The organism is Streptomyces sp. NPDC057136 (assembly GCF_042670885.1).
In the GTDB taxonomy this organism is placed as follows: Bacteria; Actinomycetota; Actinomycetes; order Streptomycetales; family Streptomycetaceae; genus Streptomyces.
The window spans coordinates 1-20,525 of sequence record NZ_JBHUUV010000042.1 but is presented as its reverse complement, the minus strand read 5'-3'; the positions used below and the strand labels follow the sequence as shown (position 1 = coordinate 20,525).

Annotated in this window: 19 protein-coding genes; 13 read left to right on the top strand and 6 right to left on the bottom strand. The window is 72.6% G+C overall.

The window, feature by feature from the left end; genetic code table 11:
- A complete protein-coding gene (locus tag ACFT7S_RS33155) occupies positions 1-1,314 on the bottom strand; it encodes a glycosyltransferase family 4 protein (RefSeq protein ID WP_382738371.1) in 1,314 nt (437 codons plus the stop codon).
- Positions 1,315-1,542: 228 nt separating this feature from the next.
- Between ACFT7S_RS33155 and ACFT7S_RS33150 the strand changes: the two genes are divergently transcribed.
- The 7 genes from ACFT7S_RS33150 to ACFT7S_RS33120 all read left to right on the top strand — a co-directional run bounded on the left by ACFT7S_RS33150 (position 1,543) and on the right by ACFT7S_RS33120 (position 7,997).
- Positions 1,543-2,166, top strand: coding sequence for a TetR family transcriptional regulator (locus tag ACFT7S_RS33150; RefSeq protein WP_382738369.1), 624 nt, complete (start codon positions 1,543-1,545; stop codon positions 2,164-2,166).
- Positions 2,167-2,301: 135 nt separating this feature from the next.
- On the top strand, positions 2,302-3,534 hold the full coding sequence (locus tag ACFT7S_RS33145) for a substrate-binding domain-containing protein (RefSeq protein ID WP_382738366.1): 1,233 nt from the start codon (positions 2,302-2,304) through the stop codon (positions 3,532-3,534).
- A 3-nt stretch (positions 3,535-3,537) separates the two neighbouring features.
- On the top strand, positions 3,538-4,329 hold the full coding sequence (locus ACFT7S_RS33140) for an ABC transporter ATP-binding protein (protein WP_382738363.1): 792 nt from the start codon (positions 3,538-3,540) through the stop codon (positions 4,327-4,329).
- Positions 4,326-5,084 (top strand): ABC transporter ATP-binding protein, encoded by a 759-nt coding sequence (locus ACFT7S_RS33135; RefSeq protein WP_382738360.1) that lies wholly within the window; start codon positions 4,326-4,328, stop codon positions 5,082-5,084. The genes ACFT7S_RS33140 and ACFT7S_RS33135 overlap by 4 nt, the downstream gene beginning before the upstream one ends.
- A complete protein-coding gene (locus ACFT7S_RS33130; RefSeq protein ID WP_362841336.1) occupies positions 5,084-5,971 on the top strand; it encodes a branched-chain amino acid ABC transporter permease in 888 nt (295 codons plus the stop codon). The genes ACFT7S_RS33135 and ACFT7S_RS33130 overlap by 1 nt, the downstream gene beginning before the upstream one ends.
- The gene (locus ACFT7S_RS33125) at positions 5,968-7,101 is read left to right on the top strand and encodes a branched-chain amino acid ABC transporter permease (protein WP_382738357.1); all 1,134 of its coding nucleotides are present in this window, start codon (positions 5,968-5,970) and stop codon (positions 7,099-7,101) included. Before ACFT7S_RS33130 ends, ACFT7S_RS33125 begins: the two co-directional genes overlap by 4 nt.
- The gene (locus ACFT7S_RS33120) at positions 7,098-7,997 is read left to right on the top strand and encodes an alpha/beta hydrolase (protein WP_382738354.1); all 900 of its coding nucleotides are present in this window, start codon (positions 7,098-7,100) and stop codon (positions 7,995-7,997) included. Before ACFT7S_RS33125 ends, ACFT7S_RS33120 begins: the two co-directional genes overlap by 4 nt.
- A 27-nt stretch (positions 7,998-8,024) precedes the next feature.
- Here ACFT7S_RS33120 and ACFT7S_RS33115 read toward each other — a convergent pair whose 3' ends face one another.
- Both ACFT7S_RS33115 and ACFT7S_RS33110 read right to left on the bottom strand, forming a co-directional pair.
- On the bottom strand, positions 8,025-10,025 hold the full coding sequence (locus ACFT7S_RS33115; protein WP_382738351.1) for a helix-turn-helix domain-containing protein: 2,001 nt from the start codon (positions 10,023-10,025) through the stop codon (positions 8,025-8,027).
- A gap of 44 nt (positions 10,026-10,069) precedes the next feature.
- Complete coding sequence (locus ACFT7S_RS33110; RefSeq protein ID WP_382738348.1) at positions 10,070-10,888, bottom strand: 3-hydroxybutyrate dehydrogenase; 819 nt, start codon at positions 10,886-10,888, stop codon at positions 10,070-10,072.
- Between the two features lie 274 nt (positions 10,889-11,162).
- Between ACFT7S_RS33110 and ACFT7S_RS33105 the strand changes: the two genes are divergently transcribed.
- A complete protein-coding gene (locus tag ACFT7S_RS33105; RefSeq protein WP_382738345.1) occupies positions 11,163-12,626 on the top strand; it encodes a PHB depolymerase family esterase in 1,464 nt (487 codons plus the stop codon).
- Between the two features lie 22 nt (positions 12,627-12,648).
- Here ACFT7S_RS33105 and ACFT7S_RS33100 read toward each other — a convergent pair whose 3' ends face one another.
- From ACFT7S_RS33100 to ACFT7S_RS33090, 3 genes are all read right to left on the bottom strand, one after another.
- Positions 12,649-13,170 carry a hypothetical protein gene (locus tag ACFT7S_RS33100; RefSeq protein ID WP_382738342.1) on the bottom strand — a complete coding sequence of 174 codons (522 nt, stop codon included), beginning with the start codon at positions 13,168-13,170 and terminating at the stop codon, positions 12,649-12,651.
- A 115-nt stretch (positions 13,171-13,285) separates the two neighbouring features.
- Complete coding sequence (locus tag ACFT7S_RS33095; RefSeq protein WP_382738340.1) at positions 13,286-13,519, bottom strand: ferredoxin; 234 nt, start codon at positions 13,517-13,519, stop codon at positions 13,286-13,288.
- The gene (locus ACFT7S_RS33090; protein WP_382738337.1) at positions 13,519-14,979 is read right to left on the bottom strand and encodes an aldehyde dehydrogenase; all 1,461 of its coding nucleotides are present in this window, start codon (positions 14,977-14,979) and stop codon (positions 13,519-13,521) included. Before ACFT7S_RS33090 ends, ACFT7S_RS33095 begins: the two co-directional genes overlap by 1 nt.
- A 159-nt stretch (positions 14,980-15,138) precedes the next feature.
- On the opposite strand from ACFT7S_RS33090, the gene ACFT7S_RS33085 reads away from it, so the two are divergent.
- From ACFT7S_RS33085 to ACFT7S_RS33065, 5 genes are all read left to right on the top strand, one after another.
- The gene (locus ACFT7S_RS33085; RefSeq protein ID WP_382738334.1) at positions 15,139-16,173 is read left to right on the top strand and encodes an MBL fold metallo-hydrolase; all 1,035 of its coding nucleotides are present in this window, start codon (positions 15,139-15,141) and stop codon (positions 16,171-16,173) included.
- Positions 16,174-16,482: 309 nt separating this feature from the next.
- Positions 16,483-17,739, top strand: coding sequence for a prenyltransferase/squalene oxidase repeat-containing protein (locus ACFT7S_RS33080; protein ID WP_382738331.1), 1,257 nt, complete (start codon positions 16,483-16,485; stop codon positions 17,737-17,739).
- A gap of 14 nt (positions 17,740-17,753) precedes the next feature.
- The gene (locus ACFT7S_RS33075) at positions 17,754-18,446 is read left to right on the top strand and encodes an SCO2322 family protein (RefSeq protein ID WP_382738455.1); all 693 of its coding nucleotides are present in this window, start codon (positions 17,754-17,756) and stop codon (positions 18,444-18,446) included.
- The gene (locus ACFT7S_RS33070) at positions 18,443-19,588 is read left to right on the top strand and encodes an energy-coupling factor transporter transmembrane component T (RefSeq protein WP_382738329.1); all 1,146 of its coding nucleotides are present in this window, start codon (positions 18,443-18,445) and stop codon (positions 19,586-19,588) included. Before ACFT7S_RS33075 ends, ACFT7S_RS33070 begins: the two co-directional genes overlap by 4 nt.
- A partial coding sequence (locus ACFT7S_RS33065; RefSeq protein ID WP_382738326.1) for an ABC transporter ATP-binding protein occupies positions 19,585-20,525 on the top strand: 941 nt, incomplete at its 3' end. The genes ACFT7S_RS33070 and ACFT7S_RS33065, both read left to right, overlap by 4 nt.

The window sequence follows — 20,525 nt, the reverse complement described above, 5'->3', positions numbered from 1 at the left end:
TCACCTGCGGGCTCCCCGGGAGACGATCGCCTGACGGTACAGCTGGGCCGTACCGAGGGCCGCCCTGGCCCAGGTGAAGCGGGCGAGCACCCGGTCGCGGCCGGCCGCGCCGAGGCGGGCCCGCAGTTCCGGGTCGCCGAACAGCCGGCCGAGGGCGATGGCCAGCGCGCCCGCGTCGCCGGGCGGCACGGCGAGGCAGGTCTCCCCGTCGGGTCCTGTGACCTCGGGGATCGCGCCGCCGGTCGTCGCGACGAGGGGGGTGCCGGTGGCCATCGCCTCGGCAGCGGGGAGGGAGAAGCCCTCGTACAGCGAGGGGACGCAGGCGATCTGGGCGCTGCGCACCAGGTCGACCAGTTCGGCGTCGCTTATGCCCTTGACGAACTGGACGGCGTCCTGGAGTGCGTACCGCTCGATGGCCTGGGCGACGGGTCCGTCCTCGGCCCGCTTGCCGACGACCACGAGGTGCGCCTGCGGGTTCTCGGTACGGAGCTTGGCCAGCGCCTCCACGAGGTGGATGAGGCCCTTGAGCGGGACGTCCGCGCTGGACGTGGTGACGATCCGGCCCGGCACTTCCGCGACGGACGGATCGGGCGACCAGAGGTCGGTGTCGGCGCCGATGTGCACCACGCTGACGCGGTCCTGCCGTACGCCGAGGTGCTCGACGATCTCCTGCTGTGAGGAGCCGGAGACGGTGAGGACGGACGGCAGGCGGCGGGCGACCCGCTTCTGCATGCGGGTGAAGGCGTACCAGCGGCGTACGGAGGCGCGGCGGCGGCGGCTGCCCGCGGCGTCCAGGTCGAGCTGCCGGTCGACGGTTATGGGGTGGTGGATCGTGGTGACGAGCGGGGCCCCGAGGTCGCCGAGCAGGCCGTAGCCGAGGGTCTGGTTGTCGTGGATGACGTCGAAATCGCCGCGGCGGGCCTGGAGGTGGCGCCGGGCCCGCAGGCTGAAAGTGAGCGGTTCGGGGAAGCCGCCGGTCCACATGGTGGCGACCTCGGCGAGGTCGATCCAGTCGCGGAACTCGCCGAGCCCGGGGGTGCGGAACGGGTCGGGCTGGCGGTACAGGTCCAGGCTCGGCAGTTCGGTGAGCGGGACGCCCTCGTCGAGCACCGGGTAGGGCTGGGCGCCGATCACTTCGACGCTGTGGCCGAGGCGGGCGAGTTCGCGGCCGAGATGGCGTACGTAGACGCCCTGGCCTCCGCAGAAAGGATTGCCCTTGTACGTGAGGAGTGCGATGCGCAACGGCCGGCCGTCGGCGGCGGCGGGTGCTTCGGTGCCCGCCCGGGGGCCTGTCTCTATGGCCTCAGCGGTCACACTCGGCCCCCTTCTCACTGCGTGTTCGCCGGAGCGTAACCGCTCACGCTAATCTAGAACAAGTTTCAGACCGGATCGTTCAACGAGCATCGAATCTACCGGCAGGTAGCGTCGGCGTAACCGCCGGATCAGGTGATTCGCGCCACGGCAGGCACCCTGGCATGCTGTGCGCGCCCGGAATCTCGCTCCCCTGTACCGGTTGCGGACAGAAGCCATGGATGGGGACACATGACAGCGGAAGCCAGACCCGCATCGCCTCCACTGACGGAACGTCAGGAGGCCCGCCGCCGCCGTATCCTCCACGCCAGCGCCCAGCTCGCCAGCAAGGGCGGTTTCGAGGCCGTACAGATGCGCGAGGTCGCGGAGGCCGCCGGGGTCGCCCTGGGCACGCTCTACCGCTATTTCCCATCCAAGATCCATCTGCTGGTCGCCACCATGCAGGACCAGCTCCAGCACATGCACAGCACGCTCCGCAAGCGCCCCCCGACCGGCGAGAGCGCCGCGGACCGGGTCGCCGAGACGCTGATGCGGGCCTTCCGGGCGCTCCAGCGGGAGCCGCATCTGGCCGATGCCATGGTGCGGGCGCTGACCTTCGCCGACCGCAGTGTGAGCCCCGAGGTGGACACCGTCTCGCGGCTCACGACGAAGATCGTCCTGGACTCGATGGGGCTGGAGCACCCGACGCCGCAGCAGCTGTCGGCGGTCCGTGTCATCGAGCACACCTGGCACTCCGCGCTGATCACCTGGCTGTCGGGGCGGGCCTCGATCGCGCAGGTGAAGATAGACATCGAGACGGTGTGCAGGCTGATCGACCTGACGAGTCCGGAGGCCGGTCCGCCCGGGGACCGGTAGGACCCGGTCCGGTGCCCGTGTCGGGCACCCACATGGGGACCCGGCCAGGTGAGGGTTCCTGCACCATATCGACGGCGCCACGGTGTTCATAGGTTCGGCCGACATCATCCGAACCACGCCGAGGAGCCGGTCACCATGCGCCGTCGCAGAGCCGTAGCCGTCCAGCACAGATTCCTGACCGCAGCCGCCCTCGCCACCGCCGCACTGCTCCTGGCCGGCTGCACGGCTGCCGGGCAGGCGGGCGGCTCCGACTCCGCCGACGGCAAGGACGACTCCGTCAAGGTGGGCCTGGTCTACTCACGGACCGGGCTGCTCGCCGCCTACGGCAAGCAGTACCGCGACGGGTTCATGGCGGGGCTCGACCACGCCACCAAGGGCACCCGCAAGGTCGCGGGCCACCGCATCGAGGTGACCGAGCAGGACGACGCGGGCGACCCCGGCAAGGCGGTCTCCGCCGCGAAGAACCTGATCGGCAAGGGCTACAAGGTGCTGGCCGGCACCACCGACTCCGGCGTCGCCCTCCAGATGGCCCCGCTCGCCGCCCAGAACAAGGTGCTGTACGTCAGCGGCCCGGCCGCCACCGACGCGGTGACCGGGATCAACGCGTACACCTTCCGGTCCGGCCGGCAGTCCTACCAGGACATCCTCACCGCGGGCACGATGCTCGGCGACGCCAAGGGCAAGAAGGTCACGGTGCTGGCCCAGGACTCCACCTTCGGTCAGGCCAACGTCACCGCCGTCGAGGCGGTCCTCGGCGCCAGGGGCGCCGAGGTCGGCTCGGTGCTCGCGCCGCCCGGGGCGACGGACCTGACCCCGTTCGCCCGGCAGGTGAAGTCCGCCGGAACCGATCTGGTCTTCGTCGCCTGGGCCGGTTCCACCGCCCCCGCCCTGTGGACGGCACTGGACCAGCAGGGCGTGCTGGACGCGGGGAAGGTGGTCACGGGACTGGCCGGAACGGCCTCGTACCCGGTCTTCGGAGCGGCCGGCTCCAAGGTCTCGTTCCTGGCGCACTACTTCCCCGGCGCGGGCGGCGGCAACGCGGTGGAGCAGGCCATGCTGGACGCGGTCGAGAAGGCGGGCGGCACCCCCGACCTGTTCACCCCGGACGGTTTCACGGCCGCCCAGATGATCGTCCGTGCCGTGGAGAAGGGCAGCGCCACCGACACCGCGGCCATGGCGAAGGCCCTGGAGGGCTGGACCTTCGACGGGGTGAAGGGCACGACGCAGGTCCGCGCCGAGGACCACGCCCTGGTGCAGCCGATGTTCGTGGCCCGTCTGAAGGGGAAGGGCGCGGGCGCCACCCCGGAGCTGGTGAGCACCGAGCCGATGGACGAGGTGGCCCCGCCCGTCAAGCCCTCGGCGGGCTGAGCGATGACGGCTCCGGACATCACCACGGACCCCGGACCCAAGGGGCACGCCTCCGCCCCCGTGCTGAGCCTCGACGGGCTCGGCTGGAGCATCGGCGGAGCGACCATCGTCGAGGACATCACCCTGAGCGTCGGCGAGGGCGAGTTCCTGGCCTTCATCGGCCCCAACGGGGCCGGCAAGACCTCCCTGTTCAACCTGATCAGCGGGCTGACCACACCCACGGCCGGGACCCTGGCGCTGGACGGCACGGACATGACCGGGCAGCCCGCGCACGTCCGCGCACGCCGTGGGATCGGCCGGACGTTCCAGACGTCCAGCCTCTGGCCCGGGATGAGCGTCGCCGACCACGTCCGGCTCGCCGCGCAGGCGGCGAAGGGCGGCTCGTACCGGCTGTGGCGGCGGGCTTCCCCGTACACCGCCGAGGTCCACGGCGTCCTGGAGCGCACGGGCCTCGGTCACCGGGCTCAGGTGCCGGCCGCCGAGCTGTCCCACGGGGAGAAGCGCAAGCTCGAACTGGCGGTGCTGCTCGTCGGAGAGCCGCGGCTGATGCTCCTCGACGAGCCGATGGCCGGGGTCAGCGCCGAGGAGGTTCCCGCACTCACCGAACTGATCCGCACCCTGCACCGCGACGAGGGCCGCACCGTCCTCATGGTCGAGCACCACATGGACGTCCTGCTGGGCCTCGCCGACCGGCTCGCCGTGATGCACCACGGACAGCTGCTGGCGCTGGACACCCCGCAGGCCGTGACCGCCGATCCGGCGGTCCAGCGGGCCTACCTCGGGGAGGGGCTGTGACACCGGACCCGGACATCCTGCTCGCCGTACGGGACCTGCGGGTCCTGATCGGCGGACGGCACATCCTGCACGGCGTGGACCTGGACGTGGCACGCCAGGGGGTGACCGCGCTCCTGGGCCGCAACGGCGCGGGCAAGACCACGACCGTACGCGGCATCCTCGGCCTCGTCCCGCGCGCCGGCAGCGTGCTGCTGGACGGCGAGGAGACCGTGGCGCTGCCCACCCACACCGTGGTCGGGCGGGGCATCGGGTACGCCCCCGAGGACCGCGGGATCTTCGCCGGGCTGACCGTCGCGGAGAATCTGCGGCTCGCCGAACGGCGCGGGGCCGGCGAGCCCGCGTACGCACTCGTGCACGAACTCTTTCCCGAACTGAGGCAGCGCGCACGGCAGTTGGCCGGAACACTGTCCGGCGGCCAGCAGCAGATGGTGGCCATCGGGCGCACCCTGCTCAACGACAACCGGCTCGTCATCGCCGACGAGCCCACCAAGGGCCTCGCGCCCCGGGTCGTCACCGAGGTCGCCCAGGTGCTGGAGCGGGCCGCCGAGGCGGTGCCGGTGCTGCTCGTGGAGCAGAACCTCGCCGTCGTACGGCGGCTGGCCGGGCAGTGCGTCGTCCTCGCCGACGGGCGCACCGCGCACCAGGGTCCGGCTGACGCGCTGCTGGGCGACGCGGAGGCGGCCCGCAGACTGCTCGGCGTGGGGCACGGTCCGGCCGCCCATGCCTCTTCCCCGACCGCGGAGGCGGATTCCTGATGTCCACCATCGTTCTGCTCACCATGACCGGGCTCGGTCTGGGGGCGCTCTACTTCCTGATCGCGTCGGGCCTCTCACTGATCTTCGGCCTGATGGACGTGCTCAACTTCGCGCACGGTGCGCTGCTCTCCATCGGCGCGTACGGCACCTGGTGGGCGGCGTCCGGGAATCTGCCCGGCGCGGGCCCGGGCGGTGCGGGCTTCGCCCTCGCCGTGCTCTTCGGTACGGCGGTGGGCACCGCGGCGGCCGTCCTGCTCGAACTCGCCGTGGTCCGCCCGCTCTACACCCGGCCACGCGAACAGGTGCTCGCCACGGTCGGGGTGGGGCTCGCCGTCCCCGCGCTCCTCTCGGGGATCTGGGGCCCGGACGCCCTGACGTTCCCTGGACCCGAGGCACTGTCGGGAACTTTCGGGCTGCTGGGCGCGCACGTCCCGGTCAACCGGCTCGTCCTGATCGCCGCGGCGGTCGTGGTCCTCGTGGCGCTGCGGCTGTTCCTCGGCCGGACGCGGCACGGGCTCGTCGTACGGGCGGGGGTCGAGGACCGGGCGATGGTCACCGCTCTGGGCATCGACGTCCGCAGGGCGTTCACGCTCGTCTTCGCGATCGGCGGCTGCGTCGCCGCGCTCGGCGGGGCACTGGGCGGGCTGTACTTCGGCTCGGTCGACCCCCGGCAGGGCACCTCGCTGCTGATCTTCGCCTTCGTGGTGGTGGTCACCGGCGGCATGGGTTCGGTGACCGGGGCCGCCGTGGCGGCCGTCGTCATCGGCCTGGTCCAGCAGTTCGCCAACTACTACACCGCAGCGGGCCTCGGCGATCTGGCCGTCGTCGTCCTGCTCGGCGCGCTGCTGCTCGTCCGGCCGCGCGGACTGACCGGGAGGCTCGCGTGAGTACCGCCACCGAGACACACGACCGTACCGACGGCACACCGGCCGCGGGGGCGCCGCGTCCGGCGGCCGGGGCTCCGGCCCGGGTGCTGCACTGGTGGCCCGCCGCCGTGCTGCTCGCCCTGGTCGTCGCACCGTTCAGCGCGCTGCCGCTGCCGGGGCTCCTGGACGGCCCGGTGGGCAGTCCAGGGTCCCTCCAACTCCTCGCCACCTGCCTGCTGTTCGGCGCCCTGGCCACCGGCTACGACCTGTTGCTCGGCCGTACCGGGCTGCTGTCCTTCGGGCATGCGCTGTACTTCGCGGCCGGCAGCTACGCCACCAATATGTTCCTGCTGGAGGCAGGGCTGCCGTTCGCCGTCTCGGCCGTGCTCGGCCTCTGCTTCGGGATCGCCCTGGCGCTGGTGCTGGGTTCGGTGAGCCTGCGGGTCACCGGCATCGGCTTCTCCATGGTGACGCTGGCCTTCGCACAGGCGGGCTCGATCCTCGTCTCCCGCAACCCCGGTGGTCTCACCGGCGGCGAGGAGGGCCGGGCGGCGCCCGCCGGGCTGCTGCCGTCCGGGCTCGTCGGCATCGACAACACGGCGAATCTCTACTGGATCGCGCTGGCCTACCTCGTCCTCACCCTCGGTGTCGTCCACTGGGCGGTCCGCTCCCCCACCGGGCGGGTCTGGGAGGGCATCAAGGAGAACGAGCGCCGGGTGGAGGTGCTGGGCCTGAAGCCGTACGGGTTCAAGCTGACGGCCTTCGTGCTGGCGGGTGCGCTGGCGGCGGTCGGCGGGCTCGTCCACCTCCTGCTCACCGGCGGCTCCACCCCGCAGACGACGACCTCCGACTTCACGCTGTCGCTGCTGGTGATGGTGGTACTGGGCGGGTCCGGCACCCGCTGGGGGCCGATGGTCGGCGGCATTCTGTACACCTGGGCCGACCACCGGCTCGGCGACCTCGCCGGATCGGGAGCGGTCGCCGATCTGCCGGCGGTGCTGCGGGTACCGCTGTCCCAGCCGCTGTTCCTGCTCGGGGTGCTGTTCGTGGCCGTGGTGCATCTGCTGCCCGGCGGCCTCGCACGGCTGCCGGGCCGGCTGGGCGCGGGCCGCCGCGCCTCCCGGAACACGAAGGAGAACCAGAACCCATGACCCCCGCCCGGTACGAAGAACTGCGGGTCCCCGTCGCCGGAGGCGAACTGGCGGCCCTGCGCTGGCCGGCCCGCGAGACCGGCGCGCCGGTGGTCGTGGCCCTGCACGGCATCACGGCCAACGCCCTGTCCTGGGGCCGTGTGGCCCGGGCGCTGGCGGGCCGGGTCACTCTGATCGCCCCGGATCTGCGGGGCCGGGCGGCCAGTTCCGGGCTGCCCGGCCCGTACGGGATCGCCGCGCACGCGGACGACGCGGCAGCCCTGGCCGAGGCGCTGGGCCTCGGCCGGGTGGTGCTGGCCGGTCATTCGATGGGCGCGTTCGTGGCGGCGCTGGCCGCCGTGCGGCATCCGGAGCGGTTCGGTCCGCTGCTGCTCGTCGACGGCGGGGTCGGCTTCCCCGCGCCCACCCATCTTTCCCCGGACGCGCTCCTGACAGCCGTCATCGGACCGGCGATGGACCGGCTGTCGATGGCCTTCCCCGACCGCGCCGCCTACCGGGCCTTCTGGCAGGCGCATCCCGCGTTCGCCGGGGCGTGGTCGGCGGAGGTGGACGCGTACATCCAGCGCGATCTGACGGGTGAGGAGCCCGCGCTGCACTCCACCTGCCGGATCGAGGCCGTACGCACCGACGGGGTCGGCCTCTTCGCCGATGAGGTGGTGTCGGCGGTACGGGAACTACCGGCCCCGGCGACGCTGCTGTGGGCGCAACGGGGCCTGATGGACGAGGCCCAGGGCCTGTACGACGAAACCCGCCTCGCAGCGGCCGGCCTCACGGGAACGACGGTCCGGACGGTACGGATACCGGACGTCAACCACTACACGGTGCTGACGGGCGACAGAGGAGCAAAGGAAATCGCCCACCACCTGCTGAACGGTTCAGACACTTCTGTCGATTGAGGCCAAGGCGGCAACCGGCCGCCCCGGTCACCCTTCCCGCCCACCCGACAACAGGTGCAGCCGCAACGCGAGTTGCAACTCCAGCGCCCGCCCCGGCTCGTTCCAGTCCCGCCCCAGCAGCACCTGAATCCGGTCCAGCCGCTGCACCACCGTGTTGACGTGCACGTGCAGCTCGTCCTTGGCCCGGATCAGGCTGCCCCCCGCCCCGAAGTACGCGCTCAGCGTCCGCACCAGATGCGTGCCGCGCCGCTCGTCGTACCGCAGCAGCGGCCCCAGCGTGGCCAGGACGAAGCCGTCGACGTCCTGTGCGTTGCCCAGCACCACACCCAGGAAGCCGAGTTCGTCCACACAGGCACCCTCGCCCGCACGGCCGAGGACCCGCATCGCCCGAAGGCACCGGGCCGCTTCCGCGTACGCGGCGGCCAGTTCCCGCGGTCCGCCCGCCGGGCCCGCCGCGGCGACGGTGACGGGGGCCTGGACGAGGTGGCCGAGCTGGGCCGCCGCCGCCCTGGCCACCTCACCGGGCGACCGCCCGGAGCCGGCGCCCGCGCCCGTACCCTCGTCTGCGCAGTCGACCAGGAGCACGACCGTTCCCGCGTGTTCGGCGCTCACTCCGTGGATGTCCCCGCCGAACAGATACCGCATGGCGGCGGCGCCGAGCCTCTCCCGGGCGCCGGATTCGGCGACCAGCAGGAGCCGGGGCCGGTCCAGGTCGATGCCCAGCCGGCGGCCGCGCTCGGTCAGACCGGCCGGGTCGCGTTCCGCGTCGCTCAGCAGGTCGCTGATCAGTTCGCCGCGAATCCGGTTCTCCGTCTCGGCCACCGTTCTCCGCAGCAGCAGGAGCAACCCCGTGACCACGGCGGCGCGTTCGAACAGCCGGCGGTCGGAGTCGTCGAGGCGTCGGCGCTGGTGCAGCACCAGACTGGCCAGCAGCTCCTGCCCGGCGAGTACGGCGCAGATCCACCGCCCGTCACGGTGCACGGCACGCCCTCCGGCCCGGGACTCCTCGGCGGTCTCGGCCAGCCATTCCGCATCCGCGCCGTCGGCGGCGCAGGCCGTCCCGTCCGGCCGGACGGCCGCCAGCGGGCGTCCGGCCGGGTCGTGGATGGTCAGCGGACTGTCCAGCAGACCGGCGACGGACGTGGCGACATCCGTGACGTCTCCCCCGCGCAGCACCAGGTCGGTGAGCCGGTCGTGGGCCTCCTCGGCCCGTTGCATGGCGGCGGAGTGCTCGCGCACGGCGGCATTGGCCTCGGCCAGTTCGGCGTTGGCCTGGGCCAGTTCCGCGAGGGCCGCCCCGGTGTCGGCGAGCGCGCGGGCGGTGTCGATGGCGATGGCGGCGTGCGCGGCGAGGGAGCAGAGCAGGGCGACCTCGTCCGGGCTGAAGACGCGTGGGGAGCGGTCGGCCGCGAAGAGGACGCCGATGACCTTCCCCGTACCGCCGCGGCTGGAGCCGAGGAGGAGGGGGACGCCGAGGATGGCGACGAGCCCCTCGGCCAGCACACCCGCGTTGATGTTCTCGGTGTGGCGGAAACGTTCGTCGGTGCGGTAGTCGGGCGTCGCGTACGGGCTGGCGGTCTGTGCGACGAGGCCGCCGAGCCCCTCGCCGAGCTCCAGCCGCAGCCGCTGGAAGAGCACGGACACCGAGCCGTCGGTCACCCGCATGTACGTGTCCCCGGCCTCCTCGTCGGGGAGGGTGAGGTAGGCGGTGTCGGTGCCGAGCAGCATCCTGGCCCGCCGCACGATGGCCTTCAGCACCTCGTCCAGGTCGCGGGAGGCGGCCAGGTCTCCCGCCGTGTCGAAGAGGGCGGTGAGCTGGAGTTCCCGGCGGCGGTGCTGACGCAGGGCGCCCCTGATCCGCAGGGCCGTGGCGACCGCCCCTTCCACCTCGGCCAGGTCCGCGGCGGGCACGCCGGCGGCTCTCGCCGCGGAGGAGACGGCGCCGAGCGCCTCGGCGGGGGCGTCGTCGGCCAGCAGCCCGAGGAGACGTCGCAGGTGGGGTGCGGCGGAGGGGGACGGTTCAGACATGGGCGGCCATCGTTCGTCGGGAGTGCGCGGGTCGGGTCGGTGGGTCAGTTGGCGGTCCAGCCGCCGTCCATGGAGAGCGAGGTGCCGGTGATGTGCCCGGTGCGCGGACCGCACAGCCACAGGACGGCCTCGGCCACGTCCTCGGGTTCGATGAGGCTCTTGACGGCGCTGCGTTCCAGCATGACCTGTCCCACCACCTCCTCCTCCGAGATGCCGTGGGTACGGGCCTGCGCCGCGATCTGGTTCTCGACCAGGGGGGTGCGTACGTATCCGGGGCTGACGCAGTTGCTCGTCACCCCGTGCTCCGCAGCTTCGAGCGCGACCACCTTGCTGAGTCCTTCCAGTGCGTGTTTGGCCGTGACATAGGCCGCTTTGTAGGGACTGGCGCGCAGTCCGTGGACGGAGGAGATGTTGACGACGCGCCCCCAGCCGCGTTCGTACATGCCGGGCAGGGTCCGGCGCAAGATGCGGAACGGGGCCTCGACCATGACCCGCTGGATCAGCGCGAAGCGCTCGGGCGGGAACGCGTGCACGGGGGCGATGTGCTGGAGCCCCGCGTTGTTGACCACGATGTCCGCGTCGGCGGGCAGGGTGTCCACCGCCTCGGGGTCCGAGAGGTCGACCACCCAGGCGGTCGCGCCGATCTCATCGGCCAGGTTCTTGGCGGCGTCGGCCGCCTTGTCCACGACGTACACGTGGGCGCCGGCTGCGGCGAGCGTCCGTGCGCAGGCCAGTCCGATGCCGCTCGCCGCGCCGGTCACCAGGGCGGTGCGGCCGGTCAGGAACCGGTCGGCGGACGGGGGCGGCACGCCGTCGGCGGGGGAAGGGGCGGGCGCGTGGTCCGGTGTCCGGGAAGTCTGCATGGCCGTCACGGTAAGGAGGTCGCCGCCCGCATCACACGGGGTCGGTGCACACACCCTCGTACGCGTACATGGTGGCGGCGTACATGGTGCGGGACGGCTGCCGGGCAAGCGGCGGTTCGGGGCGGCGGCGGCCCGGCGCACCGCCCTGACCTGCGCAAGGGCCGTGCCGCACACACCAGGCCGACGCGGGTGGCCGCCCGCCACATGGGCGGTCCCGGCCCCGGCTCATAGGTTCCGGCAGCAGTCCGCACGTCCGATCAGGGAGGCCCCCACCATGCGCCCATCGATCCTGCGACGCCTGTTCCGGTGCGTCGCGTCCACCGCCGTCCTCGGCGTCCTGCTGGCGACGCCGGTCACCGCCACGGCCGCTCAGCCGGCCGTCGCCGCCGATACTCTTCAGCAGGTCACCGGTTTTGGCACCAACCCCGGAAACCTCCAGATGTTCGCGTACACCCCGGCGCATGTTCCGGCGGGCGCGCCCCTGGTGATCGCCCTGCACGGCTGCACCCAGACCGCGAACGCCTACTACGCCAACTCCGGCTGGCCGAAGTTCGCCGACACCTGGGGCTTCGACGTGGTCTTCCCGCAGACCACGTCCGCGAACAACTCTCTCTCCTGCTTCAGCTGGTTCGATCCGGCGGAGGACACCCGCGGCCGGGGCGAGGCCGCGTCCGTCGTGCAGATGGTCGAGTACGCGAAGCGGACGTACGGTTCCGACGGCCGCCGGGTGTACGTCACGGGGCTCTCCGCGGGCGGCGGCATGACCGCGAATCTGCTCGCCGCCTACCCGGACGTGTTCGCGGGCGGTTCCGTGGCCTCGGGGCTGCCCGCCCAGTGCGCCACGAGCCAGGCCGCCGCTTCCGGCTGCCAGACGGGGCCGCAGCAGCTCACCCCGGCCCAGTGGGGCGACAAGGTCCGCGCCTCCTACCCGGGTTACACCGGCCCGTGGCCCCGGGTGGCGATCTGGCAGGGCACATCGGACTACACGGTCTACCCGGCCAACGCCACCGCCCTGCGCGACCAGTGGACCGATGTGTGGGGCATCGGCCAGACCCCGGACGGCACCAGCACCCTGCCGGGGAACACCACCCGCACCGTCTACAACGACGCGTCCGGGAAGCCCGCCGTCGAGACGTACTCGGTCTCCGGCATGGGCCACGGCCTGCCCGTGAACCCCGGTACGGGCGCCGGGCAGTGCGGCTCGACGGCCGCGTACTTCCTGAACACCATCTGCTCGACGTACTACACCGGCGTCTTCTGGGGACTGGACCAGGGCGCACCGGGCGGCGGCGACGGACTGCCCGCCCCGTCCGGCCTGACGGTCACCGGTGTCACCGCCGACTCCGCTTCGCTGTCCTGGAGTCCGGTCGCGGGAGCCGCCTCGTACGAGGTGCGCCGCGACGGGAGCAAGGTCGCCTCGCCCACCGGGGCGTCCTTCACCGACACCGGGCTGACCGCCGGGGTCTCCTACCGCTACACGGTGGCGGCGGTCGACTCCTCGGGCGCCGTCGGCGCCGCCACGTCGGCGGTGACCGCCACCACCACGGGCGGCGTCCCCGTCCAGTGCTTCACCGCGAGCAACTACGCGCATGTGACGGCGGGCCGGGCGCACACCTCGGGCGGCTACGTGTACGCGAACGGTTCCAACCAGAACATGGGGCTGTACAACACGTTCGTCACCCACACGCTCAAGGAGTCACCGGCGGGGTACTTCGCGCTCGCAGACTCCGGCTGTTAGGCCCTGATCCGCCGGACAGGCCCTAGGCCGGGTCGTCGGAGAAGTCTCCCTGAACCTCCTCCGGCAGCGCGCAGCCGTCCTTCACGGCGGTGAAGGAGACCGGCTGCCGGTCGCCGAAGCCTTCCATCGCGAAGTGCCGGGCGTACACCTTCCAGCCCTGCTTGGTGAGGGTGCGGAAGGTGACGTCCTGGTCCTCGCGGCTCGTGGTGATCTTCCAGCCCAGCTTCCGCAGCCGCTCGACCGTGGCGGCGAACCCGTCGGCGGCGTCCGCCTCGGGCGCGTCCGCCAGCCACGGGGCCACGCAGTTCTGCCACTCCCCCGCGGGCATACCGGCCATCGAGTCGTCGCCCGCGGGGAGCCCCGAGGCGTCCGCGGCCGCGCCCACCTCGTTGGCCACCGTCTCCTTGGTGAACGGTGCTACGGCCGTTGGCGACGCCTTCGCCGCGCTGTCCGTCGCATCGCCGTCGCCGAGGCCGCAGCCGGCGACGGCGGTCAGTATTCCGGTCACTGCTACGGCAACGGCCGCCGCTCTTCTCGTACCCACAGGTGGCTTCCCCGCCCGGTCGTCGTTCTCACGGGCGGGCGCCCGTGCGATCTCCGCCGGAGTCTCGCACGGGCTCTGAGCTGGGGGGAAGCCCTTTCTTCCGGCCCTTTCCTTCTCACTCCTCCGGCGGGAACACCACCTCACCGGAGGCCAGGAGCGTGAGCGTGATTGCCTCGACGGGGCACCCCTCGGCCGCCGCGAGGATCTTCTCGTTGGCGTCGCTCTCCGGATCGGCGGGATGGGACTGCCTGGCCGAGTCCAGCCGGAAGCCCTCCGGGGCGTGGTTCAGGCACATCCCGGAGCCGATGCAGACGCTCCGGTCGACCTCCACCTGCCAGCGGTCGCCCATCACGCCCCCTGGTATCCGGCGGGCAGATGGATCATCTTGTGCTCGAAGAACTCGCCGTATCCCTCGGGCCCGAACTCCCGTCCCAGGCCGGAGTTCTTGTAGCCGCCGAAGGGGCCGAGCATGTCGAGACTGAAGGTGTTCACGCTGTACGTGCCCGTCCTGACCCGGCGGGCGATGTCGACGCCGCGCTCGGTGTCGGCGGTCCAGACGCTGCCGCTGAGCCCGTACTCGGAGTCGTCCGCGATCTTCACGGCCTCCTCCTCGTCCCCGTACGGGAGCAGGCAGATGACCGGGCCGAAGATCTCCTCGCGGGCGATGCGCATGGAGTTGTCGACGTCTCCGAAGAGGGTCGGTTCGACGTACCAGCCGCGTTCCTGCGAGGCCGGACGGCCGCCGCCCGTAAGGATCTTGGCGCCTTCCTCCTGGCCGATCCGGATGTAGTCGAGGGACCGCTGCTGCTGGCGCCGCGCGACGAGCGGGCCGAGTTCGGTCGCGGGGTCGAGCGGGTCGCCGACCTTCAATGCCCCCGCGGCCGCGGCGAACGCCTCGGCGATCTCCTCGTAGCGGGAGCGGGGGGCGAGGATGCGGGTCTGGGCCACGCACGCCTGGCCGTTGATCATCCAGGCGAAGGGGACGATGCCCGCGACGGCGGCGTCCAGGTCGGCGTCGGGGAGGATGATCGCGGCGGATTTTCCGCCCAGTTCCAGGGTGACGCGGGTGAGGTTGCGGGAGGCGACCTCCATGACCCGGCGGCCCGCGGCGACGGACCCGGTGAAGGACACCTTGTCGACGCCCGGGTGTCCGACCAGGTACTCGCTGACCTCGCGGTCGGCGGGCAGGATCGAGAGCACTCCCTCCGGGAGCCCGGCCTCGGCGGCGATCTCGGCCAGGATGTAGGCGTCCAGGGGCGTTTCGGGCGAGACCTTCAGGACGGCGGTGCAGCCCGCGAGGAGCGCCGGGGCCAGCTTGGCCGCCGCGGTGAACTGGGGGACGTTCCACGGCACGACGGCCGCGACCACCCCGACCGGTTCACGGCGTACGAGCAGGGGTCCGAGGACTCCGTCGCGCCGCTCCTCGTACGGGAAGGTACGGGCGACCGTGATCGCCGAGTCCCACACCATCATCGCGGCGAGCGCCTGCACCATGACGCTGGAGCTGTACGGGGTGCCGTTCTCGGAGCTGATGACGCGGGCGATCTCCTCGTACCGTACGGCGAAGGCGTCCTTGATCCGGGTGATCACCGCGATCCGCTCGTCCAGGGTGGTGCGCGGCCAGGGCCCCTCGTCGAAGGCGCGGCGGGCGGCGGCGACGGCCCGGTCCACGTCCGCCTCGCAGGCGTGCGGGACCCGGCCGATGACCTGTTCGGTGTGCGGGGAGATCACCTCGATGACGCCGTCGCCGAGCGGATCGGTCAACTCCCCGCCGATGAACAGTTTTCCGTGTTCCACAAGCTCGGTCATGGCTGCTGCCTCCCGCGAACCCGGCACGTACCTGACTATGTGTCAGAACTGATACCAGTTCCGCTTGCAGGAGTCCACGCATCGGCATCGATCCGCGGCGGCAAGAGTGATTGACTGGGGCTACTACTGGAACGAGTTCTTGTCAGAGACGAGGAACCCATGACCCAGGTGACCGACCACGGCGGAGGCATCCACAGCATCAAGGTGCCCATCCCGGACAACCCGCTCGGTCACACCCTCGTCCACCTCGTCGACACCGACCGCGGGCCGGTCCTCATCGACACCGGCTGGGACGATCCGGAGTCCTGGGACGCCCTGGTCGCGGGACTCGGCTCCCTCGGTACCGCCGTCACCGACATCCACGGCATGGTCATCACCCACCACCACCCCGACCACCACGGCCTCTCGGGACAGGTCCGGGAGGTCTCCGGGGCCTGGATCGCGATGCACGCGGCGGACACCGAGGTCGTACGCCGCACCCGGGAGTCCGAACCGGCGACCTGGCTGGCGTACCTCACGGCGAAACTCGCCGCGGCCGGCGCCCCCGAGGAACACCTCGCCCCGCTCAGGGCCGCCCGCGCGAGCGGCCGGATGCGCACCCTGCCCGGGCTGCGTGCCGCGATCCCGGACCGCGAGATCGTCCCGGGCGAGCTGCTGGACCTTGCGGGCCGCCGGCTGCGCGCCATCTGGACACCCGGCCACACGCCCGGCCACGTCTGCCTCCACCTGGAGGAGGACCACCCGGCGCGGCTGCCGGGCCGAGGCCGGCTCTTCTCCGGCGACCATCTGCTGCCCGGGATCAGCCCGCACATCGGGCTGTACGAGGACCCGGACGACACGACGGTCACGGACCCCCTCGGCGACTACCTCGACTCGCTGGAACGCATCGGCCGCCTCGGGGTCGCCGAGGTGCTTCCGGCGCACCAGCACGCGTTCACGGACGCCGCCGGGCGCGTACGGGAGCTCCTGGACCATCACGAGGAGCGGCTGACCGGGCTGCTCGCCCTGCTCTCCGCGCCCCTCACCCCGTGGCAGCTGGCCGAGCGGATGGTGTGGAACAGGCCCTGGGAGCAGATCCCCCACGGCTCCCGGTCCATCGCCGTCTCCGAGGCCGAGGCCCATCTGCGGCGCCTGGTGAAGCTCGGGCGCGCGGAGGCGGCGGGCAGCGATCCGGTGACGTACGTCGCGGTCTGACCGGGCCGTCCGCCCGGGAGCGGCACGGGGCGGGCCGGTAGAGTGAGCGGGTCGTCATCATGCCCGTACAGGGGAAAGCCGGTGGAAGTCCGGCACTGGCCCTTCCCCAAGCTCTCGGCTCCGCTCGAGCAGGGGAGACCCCATCTCGTATTCCGCCCCGCGGCGGTGAAGTCGGAATGCCCTGTACGCGGTCGTGACCGGCTCGTGCCACCGGAACCCCGGTGGCCGGCACCGTCGAGGTATACGGGGCCGGAGCCCGGTGCCTCAGTGCGCCTGCGCCCGGTCACCGCAGGAGAGGCCCAGCCAGCCATGTCCGTACGCCGCAGCGCAGCCGCGCTCGCGACCACCGCCGTGCTCTGTGCCACCGCCGCTCCCGCCGCGGTCGCCGCCCCGAGCCCGTCGCCGTCCCCGACCACCGCGCTGCCGCCCGGTCTGTACGGCACATCGGACCCGACGTACGACGGTGTCTGGCGCCAGTCGCTCGCGCTGCTCGCCCAGAAGATCGAGTACGTGACGCCGTCCACGAAGGCGGTGGACTGGCTGGCGGGCCAGCAGTGCGCGAGCGGCGCGTTCCCCTCGTACCGCGACGCCACCAAGAACTGCACCCCGAAGACGGTGGCGGACACCAACGCCACCGCCGCCGCGGTCCAGGCGCTCGTCGAGCTCGACATGCACCGCGAGACCGTCGACAGCGGCGTCCGTTGGCTGAAGACCGTACAGAACGAGGACGGCGGCTGGGGCTACAACCCGGGCAGCCCGAGCGACGCCAACTCCACCGCGATCGTGATCGGCGCGCTCGCCAGGGCGGGCCAGAAGCTGGGCGACATCACCACGCTCGGCGGGAAGACGCCGTACGCGGCGCTCCAGACGTTCGCCATCCCGTGCGGCGGTGCGGAGGGCGGCGCGTTCGCCTACCAGCCGGACAAGGACGGAAAGCTCGCCGCCAACGCGGACGCCACGGCGGCCGGGGTGCTCGGCGCCATGGGCAAGGGCCTGGCCGCAGGCAACTCCAACGCGGTGAAGGCCCCCGTCTGCCAGAAAAGCACGGACCTCAGCCCCGAGCAGACCGCCCAGAACGGCGCGTACTACCTCGCGGGCCTGCTCGGCAAGCAGCCGTACCTGGACCTGCCGCCCATGCCGGGCGCCGAGGACACCGCGCCGCAGCCCGACTTCGGCAACACCGCGGACGCGGTCGTCGCGCTCGCCGCCTCCGGCCACAAGGACAAGGCGGCCGGAGCCGTGAAGTGGCTGGAGAAGAACTCCAAGAAGTGGGCCGAGCAGAGCGGGCCCGCGGCCACCGCGCAGCTGGTACTCGCTGCGCACGCCACCGGCACCGACGCCCGTGACTTCGGCGGCGTCGACCTCGTCGCGCAGCTCAACGCGACCGGCCCCGCGCCCGCCGCCACCGCCGCCCCCTCGCCGACCGTCACCGGGCAGGAGCCGGTGAAGGACAAGAGCAGCGACGACAGCGGCCTGGGCGTCTGGTGGCTCGTCGGCGTCGGCCTCGCCTTCGGCGCGGGAATCGGCTTCCTGCTCAGCAGCCGCCGGAAGAACCAGCAGCTGTGAAGCGAGCGGGGGGTATCACACGGGGCCGGACCGGAGCCGCGGTCCTGCTGCTGGTCGTGGGCGGCCTCCTGGCCGTGCTGGGCGCGGGGAGCGCACAGGCGGCCGGGTACCGCTACTGGTCGTTCTGGGAGAGCGACGGGAAGAACTGGACGTACGCCACCCAGGGCCCGTCCCTGACCCGGCCCGACGACGGTGCGGTGGAGGGCTTCCGCTTCTCCGTGAGCGAGGACTCCCAGGACTCCGCGCAGCCGCGCCACGCCCCGGACTTCGAGGAGATCTGCGCGGGCACGCCGGCCCGGGACGGCACGAAGCGGATCGGTGTCGTCATCGACCCGGGCACGGCGGCGGACGCCCCCGACGGCGAGACCCCGCCCGCGCTGCGCGCCGCGTGCGCGCGGGTGGAGCCGGACGCGAGCGCGGCGGAAGCGCTCGCGTCGGTGGCGACGCCGCTGCGCTACAGCAGTAACGCGCTGCTCTGCGCGATCTCCGGCTACCCGGCGTCGGGCTGCGGGGACCAGGTCGCCGGGGACCCCGACGACACGTCCGAGCCCGCCGACTCCACCCCTGCCGCGACCGCCCCGGCCACGACTTCCCCGGTCGCCGGTGACCACGACGGCAGTGGTCCGTCGGCCGGTGTGCTCGTCGGCCTCGGTGCCGTCCTGCTGCTCGGTATCGCTGCCGTCCTCCAGGCCCGCCGACGCCGATGACCCGCTCCACCCGTGCCGCCCGGCTCCACCGCGCCCTGCGCGCACCCGAGGCCACCCGCAGCAACGCGCTGCCGGCCGGGGCGTGGTGGCTGTGGGCGCTCGGCCTGGCCACCGCGGCCTCCCGGACCGCCAACCCGCTGCTGCTCGGGCTGCTGGTCGGCGTGGCGGGTTATGTGGTGGCGGCGCGGCGTACGGACGCACCGTGGGCCCGTTCGTACGGGGCGTTCATCAAGCTCGGGCTGTTCGTCGTCGGCGTACGGCTGGTGTTCTCCGTCCTTCTCGGCTCGCCGATCCCCGGCACGCACACGCTGTTCACGCTCCCCGAAGTGCCCTTGCCCGACTGGGCGCAGGGCGTCAGGATCGGCGGCCGGGTCACGGCCGAGCAGCTGGTCTTCGCCCTGTACGACGGGGCGAAACTGGCCACCCTGCTGATCTGTATCGGCGCGGCGAACTCGCTGGCCAACCCGGCACGGCTGCTGAAGTCCCTGCCGGGCGCGCTGTACGAGGCGGGGGTCGCCGTCGTCGTGGCGATGACCTTCGCGCCGAACATGGTCGCGGATGTGGTGCGGCTGCGCACGGCCCGGCGGCTGCGGGGGCGGCCGACCGGCGGGATCAGGGCCGTCCTCCAGATCGGACTGCCGGTCCTGGAAGGTGCCCTGGAGCGGTCGGTGGCGGTGGCGGCCTCGATGGACGCGCGCGGATACGGGCGTACGGCGCAGGTGCCGCCCGCCGTCCGGCACACCACGAACGTCCTCACGCTCGGCGGACTGCTGGGGGTGTGCGCGGGCACGTACGGGCTGCTCGCCTCGCAGGGTGCCGTGTACGGGCTGCCGCTGCTGCTCGTCGGCCTCGTCGCCGCGATGGCGGGGCTGCGGCTGGGTGGCCGCCGCTCGGTCCGCACCCGCTACCGGCCCGACCGGTGGGGGGCCAGGGCCTGGCTGGTGGCGGGCTCGGGCGCGGTGGTCGCCGCGGCGATGATCTGGGCGGGCAGCGCCGATCCGCAGGCGCTGCACCCCGGCGTCGTACCGCTGACCGCTCCGGTGCTGCCGCTGTGGCCCGCCGCCGCGGTCCTGATCGGTCTGCTGCCCGCGGTCGTGGCACCGCTGCCGCCCTCACCCACAGGCTTCAAGGAGCAGACATGATCCGGTTCGAGCACGTCTCGGTACGGTACGAGGGGGCGGACCGGCCCACCCTCTCCGACATCGATCTGACCGTCCCCGAGGGCGAGTTGGTACTGCTCGTCGGCCCTTCGGGGGTCGGGAAGTCGACCCTGCTGGGGGCCGTCTCCGGGCTCGTCCCGCACTTCACCGGCGGCACACTGTCCGGCCGGGTCACGGTCGACGGCCGTGACACCCGTACCCACAAACCGCGTGAACTCGCCGACCTCGTCGGCACGGTGGGGCAGGACCCGCTCGCGCACTTCGTCACCGACACCGTCGAGGACGAGCTCGCTTACGGCATGGAATCGCTGGGCCTCGCGCCGGACGTGATGCGACGGCGGGTCGAGGAGACGCTCGACCTGCTGGGTCTGGCCGAGCTGCGCGACCGTCCCATCGCCACGCTGTCGGGCGGCCAGCAGCAGCGGGTCGCGATCGGCTCGGTCCTGACCTCGCACCCGAAGGTGCTGGTCCTCGACGAACCGACGTCGGCGCTGGACCCGGCGGCGGCCGAAGAGGTCCTGGCCGTGCTCCAGCGGCTCGTGCACGACCTGGGGACGACGGTCCTGATGGCCGAACACCGCCTGGAACGGGTGGTGCAGTACGCGGACCAGGTCATCCTGCTGCCGTCACCGGGCGCGGCCCCGGTGACCGGCACCCCGCAGGACGTCATGGCGATCTCCCCGGTCCACCCCCCGGTGGTGGCCCTGGGCCGCCTCGCGGGCTGGTCCCCGCTACCCCTGTCCGTACGGGATGCACGGCGCGGCGCGGGGGCGCTGCGGGCGAGGCTGGCGGACGCGGTGCCGTTGCCGGTGCAGGGCGTGCCCGGGGACCGTCATTTCCCCCACCCCGCCCCTTCCCGTAACCGAGGCTCCGCCCCGGACCCCGCTCCTCAAACGCCGGAGGGGCTGGATTTCCCAGC